Genomic DNA, 16,100 nt, shown 5'->3' on the forward strand with positions numbered 1-16,100 from the left:
AGGGTTAGTCTAGCATACCAGACTAACCCTCTGTTTTTATTTTAAGCTGAAGAAGCAGTTAGTGGCGTACACCACCTGTGCCAAAGGCTTCGCTATGAATGTTCTCAGCAGGGATTCCGCGAGCGACAAGCGCCTTTTGCTGTTCAGCCATAAATGGCATTGGGCCACAGAGATAGTAGTCTGCATTGGCTGGTAATAATGCGCTATCTACAGTGCTTAAGTCCAGTCGACCGGCAACATCATAATCCTCGCCCAGTTTATCGCTTGGGTGCGGGAATTCATAAGCAGTCATTGTGCTTAAACGTGGATATTTGGCTTTCAGGTCATGAATATGCTGTTTCATCGCATGAACCTGTTTGCTACGGCAGGCATGGATGAAAGTCACAGGTTGTGGCATGTCCAGAGTCACCAGCTGGTTTAGCATGGCCACCATTGGAGTCAGGCCTACACCGCCACTGATAAACACATTACGTTTGTTCGGATCGATCAGGTAGAAGTTACCTGTTGGTGCAGAGACTTCAATTTCTGAACCTTCTGGAAGGCTATGTAAAGTATTCGATACCCAGCCTGGAACCATGTCGCCTTTCTGATCTTCACGTTTCACGGAAATACGCAGGTAATCCGCTTGTGGGCAAGTTGACAGGGTGTATTGGCGTGGCTGTCTCAGGTTCAGCTCAGGTACAAATACACGTACTGAAATGTATTGGCCGGCTTCATATTTTGGTAATGGACCGCCGTCGACTGGAGCCAGGTAGAAAGAAGTGATTTCGTCACTTTCCACGACTTTCTTGGCAATCTTGAAGTTGCGCCAGCCTAACCAGCTGCCTTTAGTCTGTTCATGCTGGTCGTAAATCACTTTTTCAGTTGCAATGAACAGATCCGCCAGTTGACCGTACGCTGCAGCCCAAGCATCAATCAATGGATCATCCATCGAAATGTTCAGCACTTCACTGATCGAATGCAACAGGTTTTCCCCAACAATACCGTAATCCGGTGCCTTAATGTTTAAGCTCACGTGTTTATGTGCGATCAGCTCAACCACGGGTAACAGCACAGATGGATCTTCGATATTTTCAGCATAAGCCAGAACCGCACCTGCCAAGGCTTGTGCTTGAGCTCCACTGCGTTGATGTCCCATGTTAAAGGTTTCTTTCAAATCAGGATTATTGCCTAGCATGCGGTTATAGAAATAACCGGTCAGGGCAACCCCATTTTCACGAAGTACAGGAACAGTGGCTTTTACAAGGTCAATTTGCTGTGGAGTCATAGCTGATCTCTCATGGCTGTTATTTATAAGATGTATTTAGAATACATCTTATAAAATGCTTTTACAATATAGTAAAAGCATAAAACCATAAAAAAATTATGGGATATAAAAATATCCCATAAAAATGATGTTTTCGATCGGAGAAAGGAAGGTTATTTGCGCCCGAAGAGGGAACCTAATAGACCACGCACAATTTTCTGTCCGGTACTACCACCAAGACTACGTGCTGCACTTTTGGCAAAGGTACCCACAATATCCTGAGTAAGTTTTTCACGTTGCTTGGCTGCACGCTCAGCTTCTTTTTGCTGTTCACGTGCCAAACGTTCCTGTTCCTTGGCTTGCTGTTTAGCCAGAGCTTCCTGTTCTTTGGCCTGTTGCTTGGCAAGTTCCGCAGCTTGAGCCTGCTGCTGAAGTTCCAGTACTTTTTGCTGCAGCATCTCATGCGCACTGTCACGGTCAACTTCCTGCTCATAAATACCAGCGACAATGCTTTGCTGCATCAGTGCTTTACGTTCTTCTGGTGTAATCGGGCTAAAAGAAGAATGTGGTGGCATGATCCAGCCACGTTCAACCATCTGTGGAGTCCCTTTTTCATCCAGACAGCTAATCAGCGCTTCACCTACAGCAAGTTCAGTAATCGCTTCCTGTACTTTAAATTCTGGATTGGCACGGAAGGTATCCGCCGCCGTTTTGACTGCCTTCTGGTCTTTAGGTGTGAAAGCGCGTAAAGCATGCTGAATACGGTTGCCGAGTTGTCCTAATACGCTTTCAGGTAAATCCAGTGGATTCTGGGTGACAAAATAAATCCCCACACCTTTGGAGCGGATCAGACGCACCACCTGTTCAATCTTTTCCTGCAGGGCGGGGCTGGCATTATCAAAGAGTAGGTGGGCTTCATCAAAGAAGAACACCAGTTTCGGTTTGTCCAGATCACCCACTTCTGGTAACTGTTCAAATAACTCTGACAGCATCCATAGCAGGAAAGTGGCGTACAACTTCGGTGTATTCATCAGCTTGTCGACAGCCAGCAAATTGATATTGCCGCGGCCTTGGCTATCCGTTTGCAGGAAATCCATCAGGTCGAGTGCTGGCTCGCCAAAGAATTTATCCCCGCCTTGATCTGCAAGTGCCAATAAATTGCGTTGAATCGCACCGAGGCTGGCGGGGGAGAGATTGCCATATTCCGCTTTAAAGTCTGCAGCATGTTCGCTGACATAGCTGAGCATGGCTTTCAGGTCTTTAAAATCGATCAGTAACAAGCCCTGATCGTCGGCAATTCGGAAGACTGCCGAGAGAACGCCTTCTTGCGTGTCATTCAGGTTCAGGATGCGGGCAAGCAAGAGTGGCCCAATTTCAGAAATCGTAGTACGGACCGGATGGCCTTGTTCACCAAACAGATCCCAGAATACGACCGGCGAAGCTTCAAAAGGAATCGAATCAATATTCAGACTTTTAATACGTTCATCAAACTTAGGATTACTTTCGCCTGGCTTGGCCAGGCTGGAAACATCGCCTTTGGCATCGGCAAGGAACACGGGTACACCAATGCGAGAAAAGTTTTCTGCCAAAACTTTCAAGGTTACCGTTTTGCCGGTTCCGGTCGCGCCGGCAATCAGTCCGTGACGGTTGGCAAGCTGTGAGTGCAGTACAATATCTTGCGTAGTATCACTGGTTTTTTTTGCAATAATGATTGGTATACCCATAAATTTTCCTGTTGTTATTTATTCATTTTTAAGTTTTTTCATTTCTTGTAGTGCATGCTGAATATCTTCAATCAGATCTTCGGGATGTTCCAGACCAATACAGAAACGAACCAGAAAACCCTCCTTCAAATGTGAATGTTCAAGCACACGCATTTCTTTTAAGTTATATAGCATGACCAGACTGACAGGACCACCCCAGCTAAAGCCAAGCTTAAACAGTTTTAAGCTGTCACAGAAATTGCGAATATCTTGCAACTTGTAGTTATTGTCAAAAATTACGCTGACCACTCCGGCACTGTGTCCTTGCTTGCAAATTTCTTTCCAGTTTTTATGGCCAGCATTGTCAGTATCAGCCGGATGTAAGACCTGAACAAATTCTGGTTGCTGTTTGAGCCAGTCTAATAAAGTTAAGCAGCTTTGTGATTGATGTTCATATCGGAGTTGCATCGATGCCAAACTTCGTTGTACCTGAGCGACATCATCACCTGATACTGAAATACCCTGAATGGCATGCGCACGGAACAACTTGTGGTGCAGTTCTTTATTGCGCGTAACCACTGAACCCATCAGGATATCACCGCCACCACTTGGATATTTAGTCAGGGCATGCACGGTCATATCGACACTTAAGTGTTCATTGCCAAAATCAAAAGCATTAAAGGCAAGACCTGCACCCCAGGTATTATCAAGCGCAGTGAGAATGTTGTTAGCTTGAGCTTTCTTGACCAAGCGACTTAAATCGGGAAATTCTAAAGTCACGGAACCCGCCGCTTCAAGCCAAAGTAGTTTGGCTTTTTCCGAGGGCTGAAAAGTATCCGCATCTATCGCATTATAGACTTTGACCTGAATACCATAGCGGGTTTCTAGATTGCGTAGATGTTCCATGTTTGGACTATAGATATTATCTGCAACCCACACTTCATCGCCCTGGCTTAAAAAACAAGAATTCACGAGATTAATCGCGGATAAACCACTCGGTGCCAGCAAACAATATTGACCACCTTCGATCTGGGCAATGCTATCGCCTAAGGTAAATGTCGTCGGTGTACCATGCGTGCCATAGCTATAGTCATAGTCATCAGTCCAGTGGCGATTAAATAGGGCATCAGTATTGTTAAAGATGATGGTGGATGCACGAAACAGGGGAGGTTGAATACTGGAAATATATTGCGGGGCCTTTCGTGGTGCATGAATCAGCGCTGTTTGAGGATTTTTTTTCACGTGAATGCTCTTAAATGTAATCAAATATTGCTTTAGCTTAAGAGAATCTCATTATTGCTGCCAGTTATGTTGTGAAATGTTGAAAAAATTGACATTGCTAAAAAGTTGGCTTCATTTTTGCAAAACCTAAAATCAGAGAGCTACAACAAAAGGTTTAGGCGCATGAAGTCGCAGTTAAAAGTACATTATTTTCAGCATATTGCTGGCGAGGGTTTTGGTAGTTGTATTGATTTTTTAAAGCAGCATCAGGCGCAAATTACTGCGACTGAATTCTTTGCTTTACCCGTCGATCGTCCACTGGATATTGAAGCTTTGCCATCAGTCGATGAAGTTGATTTACTGATCATCATGGGAGGCACCATGAGTGTCAATGATGAGGCAAATTATCCATGGCTCAAGATCGAAAAACGCTGGTTACGCCGTTATCTTTCTCAAGGCAAACCGGCGATTGGCCTATGTTTAGGTGGGCAGCTGATTGCCAATGCCTTGGGTGCGGCCGTCAGCCGTAACCAGGAGCAGGAGTTAGGCTGGACCACGGTACGCAAAGTCGCGCATGTACCCGAGGATTGTTTTAATTTACCTGAACAGTTTGAAATTATGCAGTGGCATAGTGAAACCTTTGAACTGCCTAAAGGGGCAATTCATCTGGCAGAAAATGAAGCCTGTCGTAATCAGATGTATCAACTCGGCAAGAATGTATTGGGGTTCCAGTTTCATCCGGAAATCACCCCGGAAACTTTAAAGCTGTTTTTGGAAAATGAAGAAGAAATTTCACAATTTTCTGGAAAATATGTACAGGACATACAACAACTGAAAAGAACAACCAAAAATAATTTTATCCAAGGAAATCAAATACTAAATCAAGCTATTCAGTATGTTTTGGAAAAAACAGCCTAGTGAGTAAAAAATAAACAATTGATTTCCCGAATAAATTGAAATACAGCAAGAAAAACCGTAAAAGGGATTTGCTTATGCAATAAATAATGGCTATAATAAGCGACCCTTCGAGAGGAAGGGGGTTAACTGCGAAGAAAGTAGTTAACTATCGTTACAGTCGTGGCATCGATCACGACCTTAGTGATATTTCACTGCTCTTGACACTTGCCTTAAAATAGTGGGGTGAGATGCGTCAAGAGTGATTCTTTATATATTTGGCTTGGAGTTAACTGGTATGTCTAACCAGAGAATTCGTATCCGTCTTAAGTCTTTTGATCACCGTCTTATTGATCAATCAGCTCAAGAAATCGTAGAAACAGCAAAACGTACTGGCGCACAAGTTTGTGGTCCAATTCCAATGCCTACACGCATTGAACGTTTTAACGTTTTAACATCACCACACGTTAACAAAGATGCGCGTGACCAATACGAGATCCGCACTTACAAACGTTTGATCGACATCGTTCAACCTACAGACAAAACTGTAGATGCATTGATGAAGTTAGATCTTGCAGCTGGTGTTGATGTTCAGATCGCATTGGGTTAAGGCTTTCGGGTTAATTAACGCTCTAAGTTAATTAGGCCGCTTTTTTAGAGGTTTATGCACATGGCTATTGGTTTAGTCGGTCGCAAGTGCGGTATGACACGTATCTTTACAGATGCTGGTGTTTCTGTGCCTGTTACAGTGATTGAGGTTGATCCTAACCGCATCACTCAAATCAAAACGCTTGAAACTGATGGTTATCAAGCGATTCAAATCACTACTGGTGAACGTCGCGAATCTCGCGTAACTAACGCTCAGAAAGGTCACTTCGCGAAAGCTGGTGTTGCTGCTGGTCGTCTGGTTCAAGAATTCCGCGTTTCAGAAGCTGAGCTTGAAGGTCGTGAAGTTGGCGCTACTATCGGTGTAGATCTGTTCACAGTGGGTCAAATTGTTGACGTAACTGGTCAGTCTAAAGGTAAAGGTTTCCAAGGTGGTGTTAAGCGTTGGAACTTCCGTACTCAAGACGCTACTCACGGTAACTCTGTTTCTCACCGTGTTCTAGGTTCTACAGGTCAAAACCAGACTCCTGGTCGCGTGTTCAAAGGCAAAAAAATGGCTGGCCATTTAGGTGCTGAACGCGTAACTGTACAGGGTCTTGAAATTGTATCTATCGACGCAGAACGTTCAGTTCTAGTAGTTAAAGGTGCGATTCCTGGCGCTACTGGTGGCGACGTAACTGTTCGTCCTACGATCAAGGCCTGAGGGGAAATAACGTGAATTTAAATACTGTTTCCGGCTCTGCTGTTGAATTATCAGAAGTTGCGTTCGGTCGTGAATTTAATGAAGCTCTTGTACACCAAGTTGTTACAGCTTACTTAGCTGGTGGTCGTCAAGGTTCTAAAGCTCAGAAATCACGTGCAGACGTTTCTGGCGGTGGTAAAAAACCATTCCGTCAAAAAGGTACTGGCCGCGCTCGTGCTGGTTCTATTCGTAGCCCAATCTGGGTTGGCGGTGGTAAAACTTTTGCTGCTCGTCCACAAGACTGGTCTCAAAAAGTAAACCGTAAAATGTACCGCGGTGCTATGCAATGCATCCTGGCTGAACTTGTTCGTCAAGATCGCTTAGTTCTAGTTGAAGAGTTTGCTGTTGCAGCTCCAAAAACTAAAGAATTGCTTGCAAAACTTAACGACTTGAATGCTACTCGTGCATTGATCGTTACTGATGCTGTTGATGAGAACTTGTATCTAGCTGCTCGTAACCTTCCACACGTTGATGTGGTTGATGCGACTGCAATCGATCCTGTTAGCTTGATCGCGTTCGATAAAGTTGTTATGTCTGTAGCTGCTGCTAAGAAAATTGAGGTAGAACTCGGATGAACAACGAACGTTTATATCAAGTCCTGCAAGGACCTGTTTTCTCAGAAAAAGCACAAGTTTTAGGTGAAACTGCTGGTGTTCAAGTATTCAAAGTTGCACTTGATGCAAACAAGCTTGAAATCAAAAAAGCAGTTGAACAATTGTTTGGTGTAGAAGTTGTTAAAGTTAACACTACGATCACTAAAGGTAAAACTAAACGCTTTGGTAAAACATTAGGACGTCGTTCTGATGTTAAAAAAGCATACGTCACCCTGAAAGCTGGCCAAGATGTTGAAATGGCTGACTTGGGCGATGCCGCTGAAAGCGCAGCGGAATAAGGACGAAAACTATGCCTATTCAAAAATGTAAGCCAACGTCTCCAGGACGTCGCTTTGTAGAGAAAGTGGTTCATGATCACCTTCACAAAGGCGCGCCTTATGCTCCACTAGTTGAAGCTAAAAAACGTACTGGCGGCCGTAATAACAACGGTCACATTACGACTCGTCACGTTGGTGGCGGTCACAAACAACACTACCGTTTAATCGACTTCAAACGTAATAAAGATGGCATCCCAGCTGTAGTTGAGCGTATTGAATACGATCCAAACCGTACTGCGCACATTGCGTTGTTGAAGTATGCTGACGGTGAACGTCGCTACATCATCGCGCCTAAAGGTTTACGCGCTGGTGATTCAGTTCAATCTGGTAACGATGCTCCAATCCGTCCAGGTAACTGCTTGCCACTTCGCAACATGCCTATCGGTTCTACTCTTCACAACATCGAACTTAAAATCGGTAAAGGCGCGCAGTTAGCTCGTTCAGCTGGTACTTCTGTTCAGTTGTTGGGTCGTGACGGTTCTTACGCTATCGTTCGTCTTCGTTCAGGCGAGATGCGTAAAATTCATGTTGAATGCCGCGCTGTGTTAGGTGAAGTATCTAACTCAGAAAGCAACCTTCGCTCACTAGGTAAAGCTGGTGCATCACGCTGGCGTGGTGTTCGTCCTACCGTTCGTGGTATGGCGATGAACCCAGTTGATCACCCACACGGTGGTGGTGAAGGGCGTAACAAAGGTATTCAACCTGTAAGCCCATGGGGTCAAAAAGCTAAAGGGTACAAAACACGTACCAACAAGCGTACGACTAAGATGATTATTCGCGACCGTCGCGTTAAGTAACAAGTAAAGGAATCTGACAATGCCTCGTTCTCTGAAAAAAGGCCCATTCGTCGATGCGCACTTGTTCGCTAAGGTTGAAGCGGCTATCGCGGCTAATAACCGTAAGCCGATCAAAACTTGGTCGCGTCGTTCGATGATCCTCCCGGATTTTGTTGGTTTAACAATTTCTGTACACAATGGCCGTAACCATGTTCCAGTGATCATCTCTGAACATATGGTTGGACACAAGCTTGGTGAATTTGCACCGACTCGTACCTACCGTGGTCACGGTGTTGACAAGAAATCTAAACGTTAATAGGTGCTATGATGGAAGTAACTGCTAAATTACGCGGTGCCGCTATCTCGGCACAAAAAGCTCGTTTGGTTGCAGATCTTATCCGCGGCAAATCTGTTGCGCACGCTCTTAACATCTTAAACTTCAGCAACAAAAAAGCTGCAGTATTGGTTAAGAAAGCGTTGGAATCTGCAATTGCAAACGCTGAACATAATAACAGTTTAGATGTAGACGACCTTAAAGTTTCTACGATCTACGTTGATGAAGGCATGAGCCTGAAACGTATTATGCCACGTGCTAAAGGCCGTGCAGATCGTATTACTAAGCGTACTTGTCACATCACCGTTAAGGTAGGGGTTTGATATGGGTCAGAAGGTTCATCCAATCGGTATCCGCCTAGGTGTTGTGAAACGTCATAACGCTAACTGGTATGCGAGTCCGAAACAATACGCTGAATACTTGCTTAAAGATTTGCAAGTTCGTGAGTTTTTAACTAAAAAACTTAAGAATGCAATGATCAGCAATATTCTTATCGAACGTCCAACAGGCGCTGCTAAAGTAACTATTAGCACTGCTCGTCCTGGTATCGTAATCGGTAAAAAAGGCGAAGACATTGAGAAATTACAACGCGAATTAACATCTATTATGGGTGTTCCTGCGCAAGTAAGTATCAACGAAATTGATCGTCCAGACTTAGACGCGCGTCTAGTTGCTGAAGCTATCGCTTCTCAATTGGAAAAACGTGTAATGTTCCGTCGTGCTATGAAGCGTGCGGTTCAAAACACTATGCGTGCTGGTGCGAAAGGTATCAAAGTAGAAGTTTCAGGCCGTTTAGGTGGTGCTGAGATTGCTCGTACTGAATGGTATCGTGAAGGTCGTGTACCTCTACATACTCTTCGTGCAGATATCGACTACGCGACTATGCGTGCTGAGACTACTTACGGTACGATTGGTGTTAAAGTTTGGATCTTCCGTGGCGAGATCTTGGGTGGCATGAAACAAGTCATGAACCCAGCTCCAGCTGAAGAACGTCCAGCTAAACGCGGTCGCGGTCGTGGTGAAGGTCAAGAGCGTCGTGGTCGTCGCAATGATCGTTCTGCTGAAAAAGGAGAATAATCCATGTTGCAACCTAAACGTACTAAATTCCGTAAGGTGCAAAAAGGCCGTAACACTGGTCTAGCTCACCGCGGTAGCTCAGTATCTTTTGGTACTATCGCACTTAAATCAATCGAACGTGGTCAAATGACTGCACGTCAAATTGAAGCAGCGCGTCGTACAATTAGCCGTCGTATTAAACGTGGTGGTAAAATCTTTATCCGTGTATTCCCGGACAAGCCAATTACTTCTAAACCACTTGAAGTGCGTATGGGTAAAGGTAAAGGTTCTGTGGAATACTGGGTTTGCCAAATCAAACCAGGTAAAGTCTTGTACGAAATTGATGGTGTTAACGAAGACCTAGCTCGCGAAGCGTTCACGCTTGCTGCTGCTAAACTTCCGTTTAAAACCACTATCGTGACTCGGACGGTAATGTAATGAAAACTAAAGATCTACGTGAAAAGTCGGTAGAAGAGTTGACAGCTTTGCTTGATGAGCAACAGCTAAACCAATTCCGTCTTCGTATGGCGAAAGCAACTGGTCAATTGGGTAAATCGCACGAAGTGCAATTGACTCGCAAGACTATTGCTCGTATCAAGACCCTCCTTACCGAAAAACAGGGGAACGGACAATGAGTGAAAATACAGTCCGCACGTTAACAGGCAAAGTAGTAAGCGACAAGATGGAAAAATCTATCGTTGTTCTTATCGAACGCCGTGTTCAACACCCGTTGTATGGCAAATCAATCCGCCGTTCAACAAAATTACATGCTCATGATGAGAACAACACAGCTAAAGTTGGCGACGTTGTAACCATTAAAGAAAGCCGCCCAATGTCTAAAACTAAGTCATGGACTTTAGTTGAAGTTGTTGAAGCAGCTGCTGAGTAATTAACGTTCTTGTTGCATCATCGGTCAATTTCGAGTACTCTTTGAGCCTTTCGAAATTGTGACCGGTGATGCTCGGTTTTGGAGTAGGGCAATGATTCAGACCGAAACTATGCTCGACGTAGCAGACAACAGTGGTGCTCGCCGCGTACAATGTATTAAAGTACTTGGTGGTTCACATCGTCGTTATGCTTCTGTTGGCGACATTATTAAAGTTACTGTAAAAGAAGCAATTCCACGCGCACGTGTTAAAAAAGGTGACGTGATGAATGCAGTAGTTGTACGTACAAAATTCGGTATCCGTCGTCCAGACGGTTCAGTGATTCGTTTCGACGATAACGCTGCTGTTATTTTGAACAACAACAAAGCGCCGATTGCAACTCGTATTTTCGGACCAGTGACTCGTGAACTTCGTACTGAACAGTTCATGAAAATTATTTCATTGGCTCCTGAAGTTCTATAAGAGGCGATCATGGCTAAGATTAAAAAAGGCGATCAAGTAATTGTGATCGCAGGTAAAGAAAAAGGCAAACAGGGTACTGTTCTGTCTGTTTCTAATGACCGCGTTAAGGTTGAAGGCCTTAACTTGGTGAAGAAGCATCAAAAGCCGAACCGTGTTACTGGCGCTGAAGGCGGCATCGTAACTCAAGAAGCTTCGCTTCACATTTCAAACGTGGCAATTTTTAATGCTACAACCCAAAAGGCTGACCGTGTTGGTTACCAAACGATTGACGGCGTGAAAACTCGCGTATTCAAATCTAATGGTGAATCAGTGGCGGTAGCGAAGTAATAGGTTGAAAAAGGCAATGGCCAGACTTAAAGCACGTTACAACGACGAACTTAAAGCTCAATTAAAAGAACAATTGGGAATTAAGAATGTGATGGAGATCCCTCGCATCACTAAAATCACTATCAACATGGGTGTTGGTGCAGCTTCTGCTGACAAGAAACTCCTTGATGGTGCTCTTTCTGATATGCAAGCTATCGCTGGTCAAAAACCAGTTCTTACGTTAGCTCGTAAATCTATCGCTGGTTTCAAAATCCGTGATGGTTGGCCGATTGGTTGTAAAGTTACTTTACGCGGCGAACGTATGTACGAATTCTTAGACCGTCTGATCTCGATTGCGATTCCTCGTATCCGTGACTTCCGTGGTTTCTCTGCGAAATCATTTGATGGTCGTGGTAACTACTCAATGGGTCTTAAAGAACAGATCATGTTCCCTGAGATCGATTTTGACAAGATTGACCGTATTCGTGGTATGGACATTACCATCACTACGACTGCTCGCACCGATGACGAAGGCCGTGCGCTAATGCGTGCATTCGGCTTCCCGTTCAAATAAGAGGTCGAAATGGCTAAGAAAAGTATGATTAATCGCGAATTGAAACGCGAAGCTACTGTTGCTAAATACGCTGCAAAACGTGCTGAATTAAAAGCAATTATTGCAAACGTAAATGCTTCAGATGAAGAACGTTTCGATGCGATGATGAAATTACAGGCATTACCACGTAATGCATCTCCAGTACGTCTACGTAACCGTTGTGGTTTAACTGGTCGTCCTCATGGTTACTTCCGTAAGTTCGGCTTAAGCCGTAACATGGTACGCGATAAAGTAATGCAAGGTGATGTACCTGGCGTTGTTAAGGCAAGCTGGTAAGGAGCACTATAAATGAGTATGCAAGATACCGTTGCCGACATGCTAACACGTGTTCGTAACGCACAAATGGCAAAGAAACAAACTGTTTCTATGCCTAATTCTAAGTTGAAAGTTGCGATAGCTAACGTACTTCAACAAGAAGGTTATATTTCAAACGTAGAAGTTGCTGAAGTTGAAGGCAAAGCAACTCTTACTTTGACTTTAAAATATTTTGAAGGCAAGCCAGTTATCGAAACTGTGAAACGCGTAAGCCGTCCAGGTCTACGTCAGTATCGCGGTAAAGATGCACTTCCAAGCGTTAAGCAAGGTTTAGGTATTGCAATTGTTTCTACAAGCAAAGGCATCATGACTGATCGCGCTGCACGTGCTGCAGGCGTTGGTGGTGAAGTTATTGCTTTTGTTTCTTAATAGGTGATTCCTCATGTCTCGTGTGGCTAAAGCCCCAGTAACTGTACCTAACGGTGTAACAGTTACTCAGAACGGCCGGCAGGTCGAAGTGAAAGGCAGCAAAGGTACATTGTCTTTCAACCTGCATGCGCTGGTCGAGCTAAAACAGGAAGACGGTACTCTAGTTATTGCTCCTAAAGCTGAATCTAAAGACGCTTGGATGCAAGCTGGTACTGCTCGCGCTGTGCTTAACAACCTTGTAAAAGGTGTAAGCGAAGGTTTCGAACGTAAGTTACAACTTATCGGTGTTGGTTATAAAGCTGCGGTTAAAGGTAACGTTGTTAACCTTAACCTTGGTTTTTCACACCCGATCGACTATACGCTTCCTGAAGGTGTAACTGCTGAAACTCCAACTGCAACTGAAATCGTACTTAAATCTGCTGATAAAGCAGTTCTAGGTCAAGTCGCTGCAGATATCCGTGGTTACCGTCCACCAGAGCCTTATAAAGGTAAAGGTGTTCGTTATTCTGACGAAGTTGTACTTCGTAAAGAAGCTAAGAAGAAATAAGGCGCGAGGTTCTTATGAACGAAAAGAAACAATCCCGTTTGCGTCGTGCGAAAAGCACACGCTTGCACATCCGTGCATTGGGTGCGACTCGTTTGTGTGTAAACCGCACTCCGCGTCACATCTATGCTCAAGTTATCTCAGCAGATGGTGGCAAAGTATTAGCGCAAGCTTCTACTCTAGACGCTACTCTACGTGCGGGTACTACTGGTAACGTTGAAGCAGCTCAGAAAGTAGGTGCTTTAATCGCAGAACGCGCTAAAGCAGCTGGTGTTACTAAAGTTGCATTTGACCGTTCTGGTTTCAAATATCATGGTCGTATCAAAGCCTTGGCTGATGCTGCCCGTGAAAACGGCTTGGAGTTCTAATCATGGCTAAAGTTGAACAAAACGAAGGTCTTGTTGAAAAGCTGGTTGCCGTTGATCGTGTAGCCAAAGTTGTTAAGGGTGGTCGTATCTTCTCTTTCACAGCATTAACTGTTGTGGGTGATGGTAATGGTCGCGTAGGTTTTGGTCGTGGTAAAGCGCGTGAAGTTCCAGCTGCTATTTCTAAAGCACTTGAAGCTGCTCGTCGTAACATGATTACTGTTGACCTTGTTGATGGTACTGTTCAGCATCCTATCAATGCTCGTCACGGTGCAAGCCGCGTTTACATGCAACCTGCTTCTGAAGGTACTGGTGTAATTGCTGGTGGCGCGATGCGTGCAGTTTTAGAAGCTGTTGGCGTACGTAACGTATTAACTAAATGTTATGGCTCTACAAACGCTGCTAACGTAGTAAACGCGACTTTTAACGGTTTGCGTGATATGACTTCTCCTGAGAAAGTTGCTGCGAAACGTGGTTTAACAGTAGAACAAATTCAAGGGTAATCAATCATGAAAACGATTAAAGTTACCCAGACTAAATCTGCATCGCACCGCTTGAAAAATCACAAGCTGAGCCTGAAAGGTTTAGGTCTGCGTCGTATTGGTCATACTGTAGAAGTGCAAGATACGCCTTCTAACCGTGGTATGATCAACCAAGTCTACTATATGGTTAGTGTAGAGGAATAAGCCATGACTCTGCGTTTAAATACAATTGCACCTGCAGAAGGTGCTAAGCGTGACAACCTTCGTTTAGGCCGTGGTATCGGTTCTGGCGTTGGTAAGACTGGTGGTCGTGGTATCAAAGGTCAAAACTCACGTAAGAGCGGTGGTACTCGTCCAGGTTTCGAAGGTGGTCAAACTGCACTTTATCGTCGTTTGCCTAAATTCGGTTTCACTAGCCAATTGGCTTTGAAAACTGCTGAAGTACGTTTATCTGAGCTTGCTAAAGTTGAAGGCGACATCGTGTCTCTTGAAACTTTAAAAGCTGCGAACGTTGTACGTAAAGACATGACTCGTGCTCGTATCGTACTTTCTGGTGAAATTACTCGTGCATTCACTGTACAAGGTGTTGCATTGACTAAAGGCGCTAAAGCTGCTGTTGAAGCTGCTGGCGGTAAAGTCGAGGAGTAATCCCCAGTGTCTATGACTCCTAGTTCTTCAGGTCATGTCAACATGATGAAAGGCCAACCATTTCATGTGAAATACCGTGAAATTATTCGTCGAATGATGTTTCTCATTGGTGCGTTGTTGGTGTTTCGACTAGGAGCGCATATTCCAGTACCAGGGATTAATAATGCCGCGCTAGAAAATCTGTTTAATGCAAACCAAGGTACCATCCTTGGTTTGTTTAACATGTTTTCGGGTGGTGCATTAGAGCGAATGTCGATTCTTGCTTTAGGGATCATGCCATACATCTCTGCATCGATTATTGTGCAGTTAATGTCTACAGTGGTTCCATCGCTCGAAGCTTTGAAAAAAGAAGGCGAGCAGGGCAAACGTAAGATTAACCAATACACACGACAAGGCACGCTGTTCCTTGCACTTGTGCAAGCAATTGGTATGTGTGCTGGCCTGATCAGCCAGGGAATTACCCTGACCTCTGGTCTGGCTTTTTATGTTCCTGCGGTAACCTCTTTGGTTGCGGGGACCATGTTCTTGATGTGGCTGGGTGAACAGATTACCGAGCGTGGGGTGGGCAATGGTATTTCCATGATCATCTTCGCAGGTATCGTTGCAGGATTGCCGACTTTAGTTATGCAGTCTCTAACTTCAGTTGATAATGGCCAGTCTAGTCTAATTGGATTAGCAATTTTTGGTCTGTTATCGATTGCTGTACTTGCAGCGATTGTGTTTATCGAGAAGGCGCAACGTCGTATTCCGGTGAACTATGCTCAAAAGCAGCAGGGACGTCGTGTATTTACTGCACAGCAAACGCACTTGCCATTAAAAATTAATATGGCGGGTGTAATTCCGGCAATTTTTGCCAGCTCTTTACTTTTGTTCCCAGCGAGCTTAGGTCAGTGGGTTGGTAGTTCGGATCCAAGTGCAGGAATTATCAAGCGTAGTCTACAAGACTTGGCATTGGTGTTATCGCCTGGTCAGCCGTTGTATTTGGTGCTCTTTGGTGCGTTAATTATCTTTTTCTGTTACTTCTATACAGCACTGGTATTTAGTCCTAAAGAAGTGTCAGAGAACTTGAAACGCAGCGGAGCTTACGTGCCTGGTATTCGTCCAGGTGAGCAAACTGCTCGTTACTTAGATCATATTCTCAATCGTTTGACCTTTATTGGCGCGATATACATCACTGTCATCTGTTTAATGCCGATGATTCTGCAAAGCTCTTTTGGTATTCCATTTAGCTTGGGCGGAACATCGTTGCTGATCGTGGTAGTGGTGGTGATGGACTTTATGGCTCAGCTTCAAGCACATCTCACCTCGCACCAGTATGACAATCAAACGTTAATGAGAAAAACGACTGCTCATCCTAAGGGATAAGCGCACTTAGAGGTTTCATCATGAAAGTACAAGCTTCTGTAAAGAAAATTTGTGGTAGCTGTAAAGTTATCCGTCGTAATGGGGTTATCCGCGTAATTTGTAGCGCAGAACCTCGTCATAAGCAGCGTCAAGGTTAATCTGATCAAGACCTGTTGATTTCAGTAGGCGAATTGGGTTATTATCCGCCCCTCAAGATTTTTGTGGGGCGGTTGATTATCTCTACTGCCTTTTTGGA

At 44.5% G+C, this 16,100-nt stretch carries 27 protein-coding genes; 24 read left to right on the forward strand and 3 right to left on the reverse strand.

Annotation, left to right across the window (positions count from 1 at the left end; genetic code table 11):
* Positions 1-58: 58 nt before the first annotated feature.
* From hmpA to FTV18_RS01100, 3 genes are all read right to left on the reverse strand, one after another.
* Complete coding sequence (gene hmpA, locus FTV18_RS01090; RefSeq protein ID WP_180016541.1) at positions 59-1,267, reverse strand: NO-inducible flavohemoprotein; 1,209 nt, start codon at positions 1,265-1,267, stop codon at positions 59-61.
* 152 nt (positions 1,268-1,419) lie between these two features.
* Positions 1,420-2,970 (reverse strand): helicase HerA-like domain-containing protein, encoded by a 1,551-nt coding sequence (locus tag FTV18_RS01095; protein WP_180016540.1) that lies wholly within the window; start codon positions 2,968-2,970, stop codon positions 1,420-1,422.
* A gap of 18 nt (positions 2,971-2,988) precedes the next feature.
* The gene (locus FTV18_RS01100; protein WP_180016539.1) at positions 2,989-4,191 is read right to left on the reverse strand and encodes a PLP-dependent transferase; all 1,203 of its coding nucleotides are present in this window, start codon (positions 4,189-4,191) and stop codon (positions 2,989-2,991) included.
* Positions 4,192-4,353: 162 nt separating this feature from the next.
* Between FTV18_RS01100 and FTV18_RS01105 the strand changes: the two genes are divergently transcribed.
* The 24 genes from FTV18_RS01105 to rpmJ all read left to right on the forward strand — a co-directional run bounded on the left by FTV18_RS01105 (position 4,354) and on the right by rpmJ (position 16,002).
* Positions 4,354-5,088, forward strand: coding sequence for a type 1 glutamine amidotransferase (locus tag FTV18_RS01105; protein ID WP_180016538.1), 735 nt, complete (start codon positions 4,354-4,356; stop codon positions 5,086-5,088).
* Between the two features lie 274 nt (positions 5,089-5,362).
* Positions 5,363-5,674, forward strand: coding sequence for a 30S ribosomal protein S10 (gene rpsJ, locus FTV18_RS01110; protein WP_000070912.1), 312 nt, complete (start codon positions 5,363-5,365; stop codon positions 5,672-5,674).
* A 60-nt stretch (positions 5,675-5,734) separates the two neighbouring features.
* Complete coding sequence (gene rplC / locus FTV18_RS01115; protein WP_005233737.1) at positions 5,735-6,373, forward strand: 50S ribosomal protein L3; 639 nt, start codon at positions 5,735-5,737, stop codon at positions 6,371-6,373.
* Between the two features lie 11 nt (positions 6,374-6,384).
* On the forward strand, positions 6,385-6,987 hold the full coding sequence (gene rplD, locus FTV18_RS01120; RefSeq protein ID WP_004786925.1) for a 50S ribosomal protein L4: 603 nt from the start codon (positions 6,385-6,387) through the stop codon (positions 6,985-6,987).
* Positions 6,984-7,304: a 50S ribosomal protein L23 gene (gene rplW, locus FTV18_RS01125; protein WP_004786923.1), complete on the forward strand. Its 321-nt coding sequence runs from the start codon at positions 6,984-6,986 to the stop codon at positions 7,302-7,304. The genes rplD and rplW overlap by 4 nt, the downstream gene beginning before the upstream one ends.
* A gap of 11 nt (positions 7,305-7,315) precedes the next feature.
* Positions 7,316-8,140, forward strand: a complete 825-nt coding sequence (rplB, locus tag FTV18_RS01130; protein ID WP_005233738.1) for a 50S ribosomal protein L2 — start codon at positions 7,316-7,318, stop codon at positions 8,138-8,140.
* A gap of 19 nt (positions 8,141-8,159) precedes the next feature.
* Positions 8,160-8,435, forward strand: coding sequence for a 30S ribosomal protein S19 (rpsS, locus tag FTV18_RS01135; protein ID WP_004673001.1), 276 nt, complete (start codon positions 8,160-8,162; stop codon positions 8,433-8,435).
* Between the two features lie 11 nt (positions 8,436-8,446).
* The gene (rplV, locus tag FTV18_RS01140; RefSeq protein WP_001982638.1) at positions 8,447-8,776 is read left to right on the forward strand and encodes a 50S ribosomal protein L22; all 330 of its coding nucleotides are present in this window, start codon (positions 8,447-8,449) and stop codon (positions 8,774-8,776) included.
* 1 nt (position 8,777) lies between these two features.
* On the forward strand, positions 8,778-9,530 hold the full coding sequence (rpsC, locus tag FTV18_RS01145; RefSeq protein ID WP_004786918.1) for a 30S ribosomal protein S3: 753 nt from the start codon (positions 8,778-8,780) through the stop codon (positions 9,528-9,530).
* A 3-nt stretch (positions 9,531-9,533) separates the two neighbouring features.
* Positions 9,534-9,947 (forward strand): 50S ribosomal protein L16, encoded by a 414-nt coding sequence (gene rplP, locus FTV18_RS01150; RefSeq protein ID WP_004786917.1) that lies wholly within the window; start codon positions 9,534-9,536, stop codon positions 9,945-9,947.
* Positions 9,947-10,144, forward strand: a complete 198-nt coding sequence (gene rpmC, locus FTV18_RS01155) for a 50S ribosomal protein L29 (RefSeq protein ID WP_004786915.1) — start codon at positions 9,947-9,949, stop codon at positions 10,142-10,144. The genes rplP and rpmC overlap by 1 nt, the downstream gene beginning before the upstream one ends.
* Positions 10,141-10,398, forward strand: a complete 258-nt coding sequence (rpsQ, locus tag FTV18_RS01160; protein ID WP_004786913.1) for a 30S ribosomal protein S17 — start codon at positions 10,141-10,143, stop codon at positions 10,396-10,398. The genes rpmC and rpsQ overlap by 4 nt, the downstream gene beginning before the upstream one ends.
* 91 nt (positions 10,399-10,489) lie before the next feature.
* Positions 10,490-10,858 (forward strand): 50S ribosomal protein L14, encoded by a 369-nt coding sequence (rplN, locus tag FTV18_RS01165; protein WP_001982634.1) that lies wholly within the window; start codon positions 10,490-10,492, stop codon positions 10,856-10,858.
* 9 nt (positions 10,859-10,867) lie between these two features.
* Complete coding sequence (gene rplX, locus FTV18_RS01170; RefSeq protein WP_004786911.1) at positions 10,868-11,185, forward strand: 50S ribosomal protein L24; 318 nt, start codon at positions 10,868-10,870, stop codon at positions 11,183-11,185.
* 16 nt (positions 11,186-11,201) lie between these two features.
* Positions 11,202-11,738, forward strand: coding sequence for a 50S ribosomal protein L5 (gene rplE, locus FTV18_RS01175; RefSeq protein WP_004786908.1), 537 nt, complete (start codon positions 11,202-11,204; stop codon positions 11,736-11,738).
* A gap of 9 nt (positions 11,739-11,747) precedes the next feature.
* Positions 11,748-12,053 carry a 30S ribosomal protein S14 gene (gene rpsN, locus FTV18_RS01180; protein WP_004786907.1) on the forward strand — a complete coding sequence of 102 codons (306 nt, stop codon included), beginning with the start codon at positions 11,748-11,750 and terminating at the stop codon, positions 12,051-12,053.
* 12 nt (positions 12,054-12,065) lie between these two features.
* Positions 12,066-12,461, forward strand: a complete 396-nt coding sequence (gene rpsH, locus FTV18_RS01185) for a 30S ribosomal protein S8 (protein WP_004786905.1) — start codon at positions 12,066-12,068, stop codon at positions 12,459-12,461.
* Positions 12,462-12,474: 13 nt separating this feature from the next.
* On the forward strand, positions 12,475-13,008 hold the full coding sequence (gene rplF, locus FTV18_RS01190) for a 50S ribosomal protein L6 (protein ID WP_004786903.1): 534 nt from the start codon (positions 12,475-12,477) through the stop codon (positions 13,006-13,008).
* A 14-nt stretch (positions 13,009-13,022) separates the two neighbouring features.
* Positions 13,023-13,373 carry a 50S ribosomal protein L18 gene (gene rplR / locus FTV18_RS01195; protein WP_004281497.1) on the forward strand — a complete coding sequence of 117 codons (351 nt, stop codon included), beginning with the start codon at positions 13,023-13,025 and terminating at the stop codon, positions 13,371-13,373.
* Between the two features lie 2 nt (positions 13,374-13,375).
* A complete protein-coding gene (gene rpsE / locus FTV18_RS01200; protein WP_004786901.1) occupies positions 13,376-13,873 on the forward strand; it encodes a 30S ribosomal protein S5 in 498 nt (165 codons plus the stop codon).
* A gap of 6 nt (positions 13,874-13,879) precedes the next feature.
* On the forward strand, positions 13,880-14,056 hold the full coding sequence (rpmD, locus tag FTV18_RS01205; RefSeq protein ID WP_004786899.1) for a 50S ribosomal protein L30: 177 nt from the start codon (positions 13,880-13,882) through the stop codon (positions 14,054-14,056).
* A 3-nt stretch (positions 14,057-14,059) separates the two neighbouring features.
* Entirely contained in the window at positions 14,060-14,500 is a 441-nt protein-coding gene (rplO, locus tag FTV18_RS01210; RefSeq protein ID WP_004786897.1) for a 50S ribosomal protein L15, read from the forward strand.
* A gap of 45 nt (positions 14,501-14,545) precedes the next feature.
* Positions 14,546-15,865: a preprotein translocase subunit SecY gene (gene secY / locus FTV18_RS01215; RefSeq protein WP_171505548.1), complete on the forward strand. Its 1,320-nt coding sequence runs from the start codon at positions 14,546-14,548 to the stop codon at positions 15,863-15,865.
* A 20-nt stretch (positions 15,866-15,885) separates the two neighbouring features.
* The gene (rpmJ, locus tag FTV18_RS01220) at positions 15,886-16,002 is read left to right on the forward strand and encodes a 50S ribosomal protein L36 (protein WP_000867907.1); all 117 of its coding nucleotides are present in this window, start codon (positions 15,886-15,888) and stop codon (positions 16,000-16,002) included.
* Positions 16,003-16,100 lie beyond the last annotated feature (98 nt).

Origin of the sequence: Acinetobacter sp. YH12241 (genome assembly GCF_013417535.1) — a bacterium.
In the GTDB taxonomy this organism is placed as follows: domain Bacteria; phylum Pseudomonadota; class Gammaproteobacteria; order Pseudomonadales; family Moraxellaceae; genus Acinetobacter.

Coding starts and splice junctions, on each gene's coding strand:
- rpsS (WP_004673001.1), top strand. CDS start 8,160: ATGCCTCGTTCTCTGAAAAAAGGCCCATTCGTCGATGCGCACTTGTTC.
- rplW (WP_004786923.1), top strand. CDS start 6,984: ATGAACAACGAACGTTTATATCAAGTCCTGCAAGGACCTGTTTTCTCA.
- rplC (WP_005233737.1), top strand. CDS start 5,735: ATGGCTATTGGTTTAGTCGGTCGCAAGTGCGGTATGACACGTATCTTT.
- rpsE (WP_004786901.1), top strand. CDS start 13,376: ATGGCTAAAGTTGAACAAAACGAAGGTCTTGTTGAAAAGCTGGTTGCC.
- rplP (WP_004786917.1), top strand. CDS start 9,534: ATGTTGCAACCTAAACGTACTAAATTCCGTAAGGTGCAAAAAGGCCGT.
- rpsN (WP_004786907.1), top strand. CDS start 11,748: ATGGCTAAGAAAAGTATGATTAATCGCGAATTGAAACGCGAAGCTACT.
- rplE (WP_004786908.1), top strand. CDS start 11,202: ATGGCCAGACTTAAAGCACGTTACAACGACGAACTTAAAGCTCAATTA.
- rplB (WP_005233738.1), top strand. CDS start 7,316: ATGCCTATTCAAAAATGTAAGCCAACGTCTCCAGGACGTCGCTTTGTA.
- rpmD (WP_004786899.1), top strand. CDS start 13,880: ATGAAAACGATTAAAGTTACCCAGACTAAATCTGCATCGCACCGCTTG.
- rpsH (WP_004786905.1), top strand. CDS start 12,066: ATGAGTATGCAAGATACCGTTGCCGACATGCTAACACGTGTTCGTAAC.
- rplN (WP_001982634.1), top strand. CDS start 10,490: ATGATTCAGACCGAAACTATGCTCGACGTAGCAGACAACAGTGGTGCT.
- rplV (WP_001982638.1), top strand. CDS start 8,447: ATGGAAGTAACTGCTAAATTACGCGGTGCCGCTATCTCGGCACAAAAA.
- secY (WP_171505548.1), top strand. CDS start 14,546: ATGAAAGGCCAACCATTTCATGTGAAATACCGTGAAATTATTCGTCGA.
- rplO (WP_004786897.1), top strand. CDS start 14,060: ATGACTCTGCGTTTAAATACAATTGCACCTGCAGAAGGTGCTAAGCGT.
- hmpA (WP_180016541.1), bottom strand. CDS start 1,267: ATGACTCCACAGCAAATTGACCTTGTAAAAGCCACTGTTCCTGTACTT.
- rpsQ (WP_004786913.1), top strand. CDS start 10,141: ATGAGTGAAAATACAGTCCGCACGTTAACAGGCAAAGTAGTAAGCGAC.
- rpmJ (WP_000867907.1), top strand. CDS start 15,886: ATGAAAGTACAAGCTTCTGTAAAGAAAATTTGTGGTAGCTGTAAAGTT.
- rplR (WP_004281497.1), top strand. CDS start 13,023: ATGAACGAAAAGAAACAATCCCGTTTGCGTCGTGCGAAAAGCACACGC.
- FTV18_RS01105 (WP_180016538.1), top strand. CDS start 4,354: ATGAAGTCGCAGTTAAAAGTACATTATTTTCAGCATATTGCTGGCGAG.
- rpsC (WP_004786918.1), top strand. CDS start 8,778: ATGGGTCAGAAGGTTCATCCAATCGGTATCCGCCTAGGTGTTGTGAAA.
- rplF (WP_004786903.1), top strand. CDS start 12,475: ATGTCTCGTGTGGCTAAAGCCCCAGTAACTGTACCTAACGGTGTAACA.
- FTV18_RS01095 (WP_180016540.1), bottom strand. CDS start 2,970: ATGGGTATACCAATCATTATTGCAAAAAAAACCAGTGATACTACGCAA.
- rplX (WP_004786911.1), top strand. CDS start 10,868: ATGGCTAAGATTAAAAAAGGCGATCAAGTAATTGTGATCGCAGGTAAA.
- rpmC (WP_004786915.1), top strand. CDS start 9,947: ATGAAAACTAAAGATCTACGTGAAAAGTCGGTAGAAGAGTTGACAGCT.
- rpsJ (WP_000070912.1), top strand. CDS start 5,363: ATGTCTAACCAGAGAATTCGTATCCGTCTTAAGTCTTTTGATCACCGT.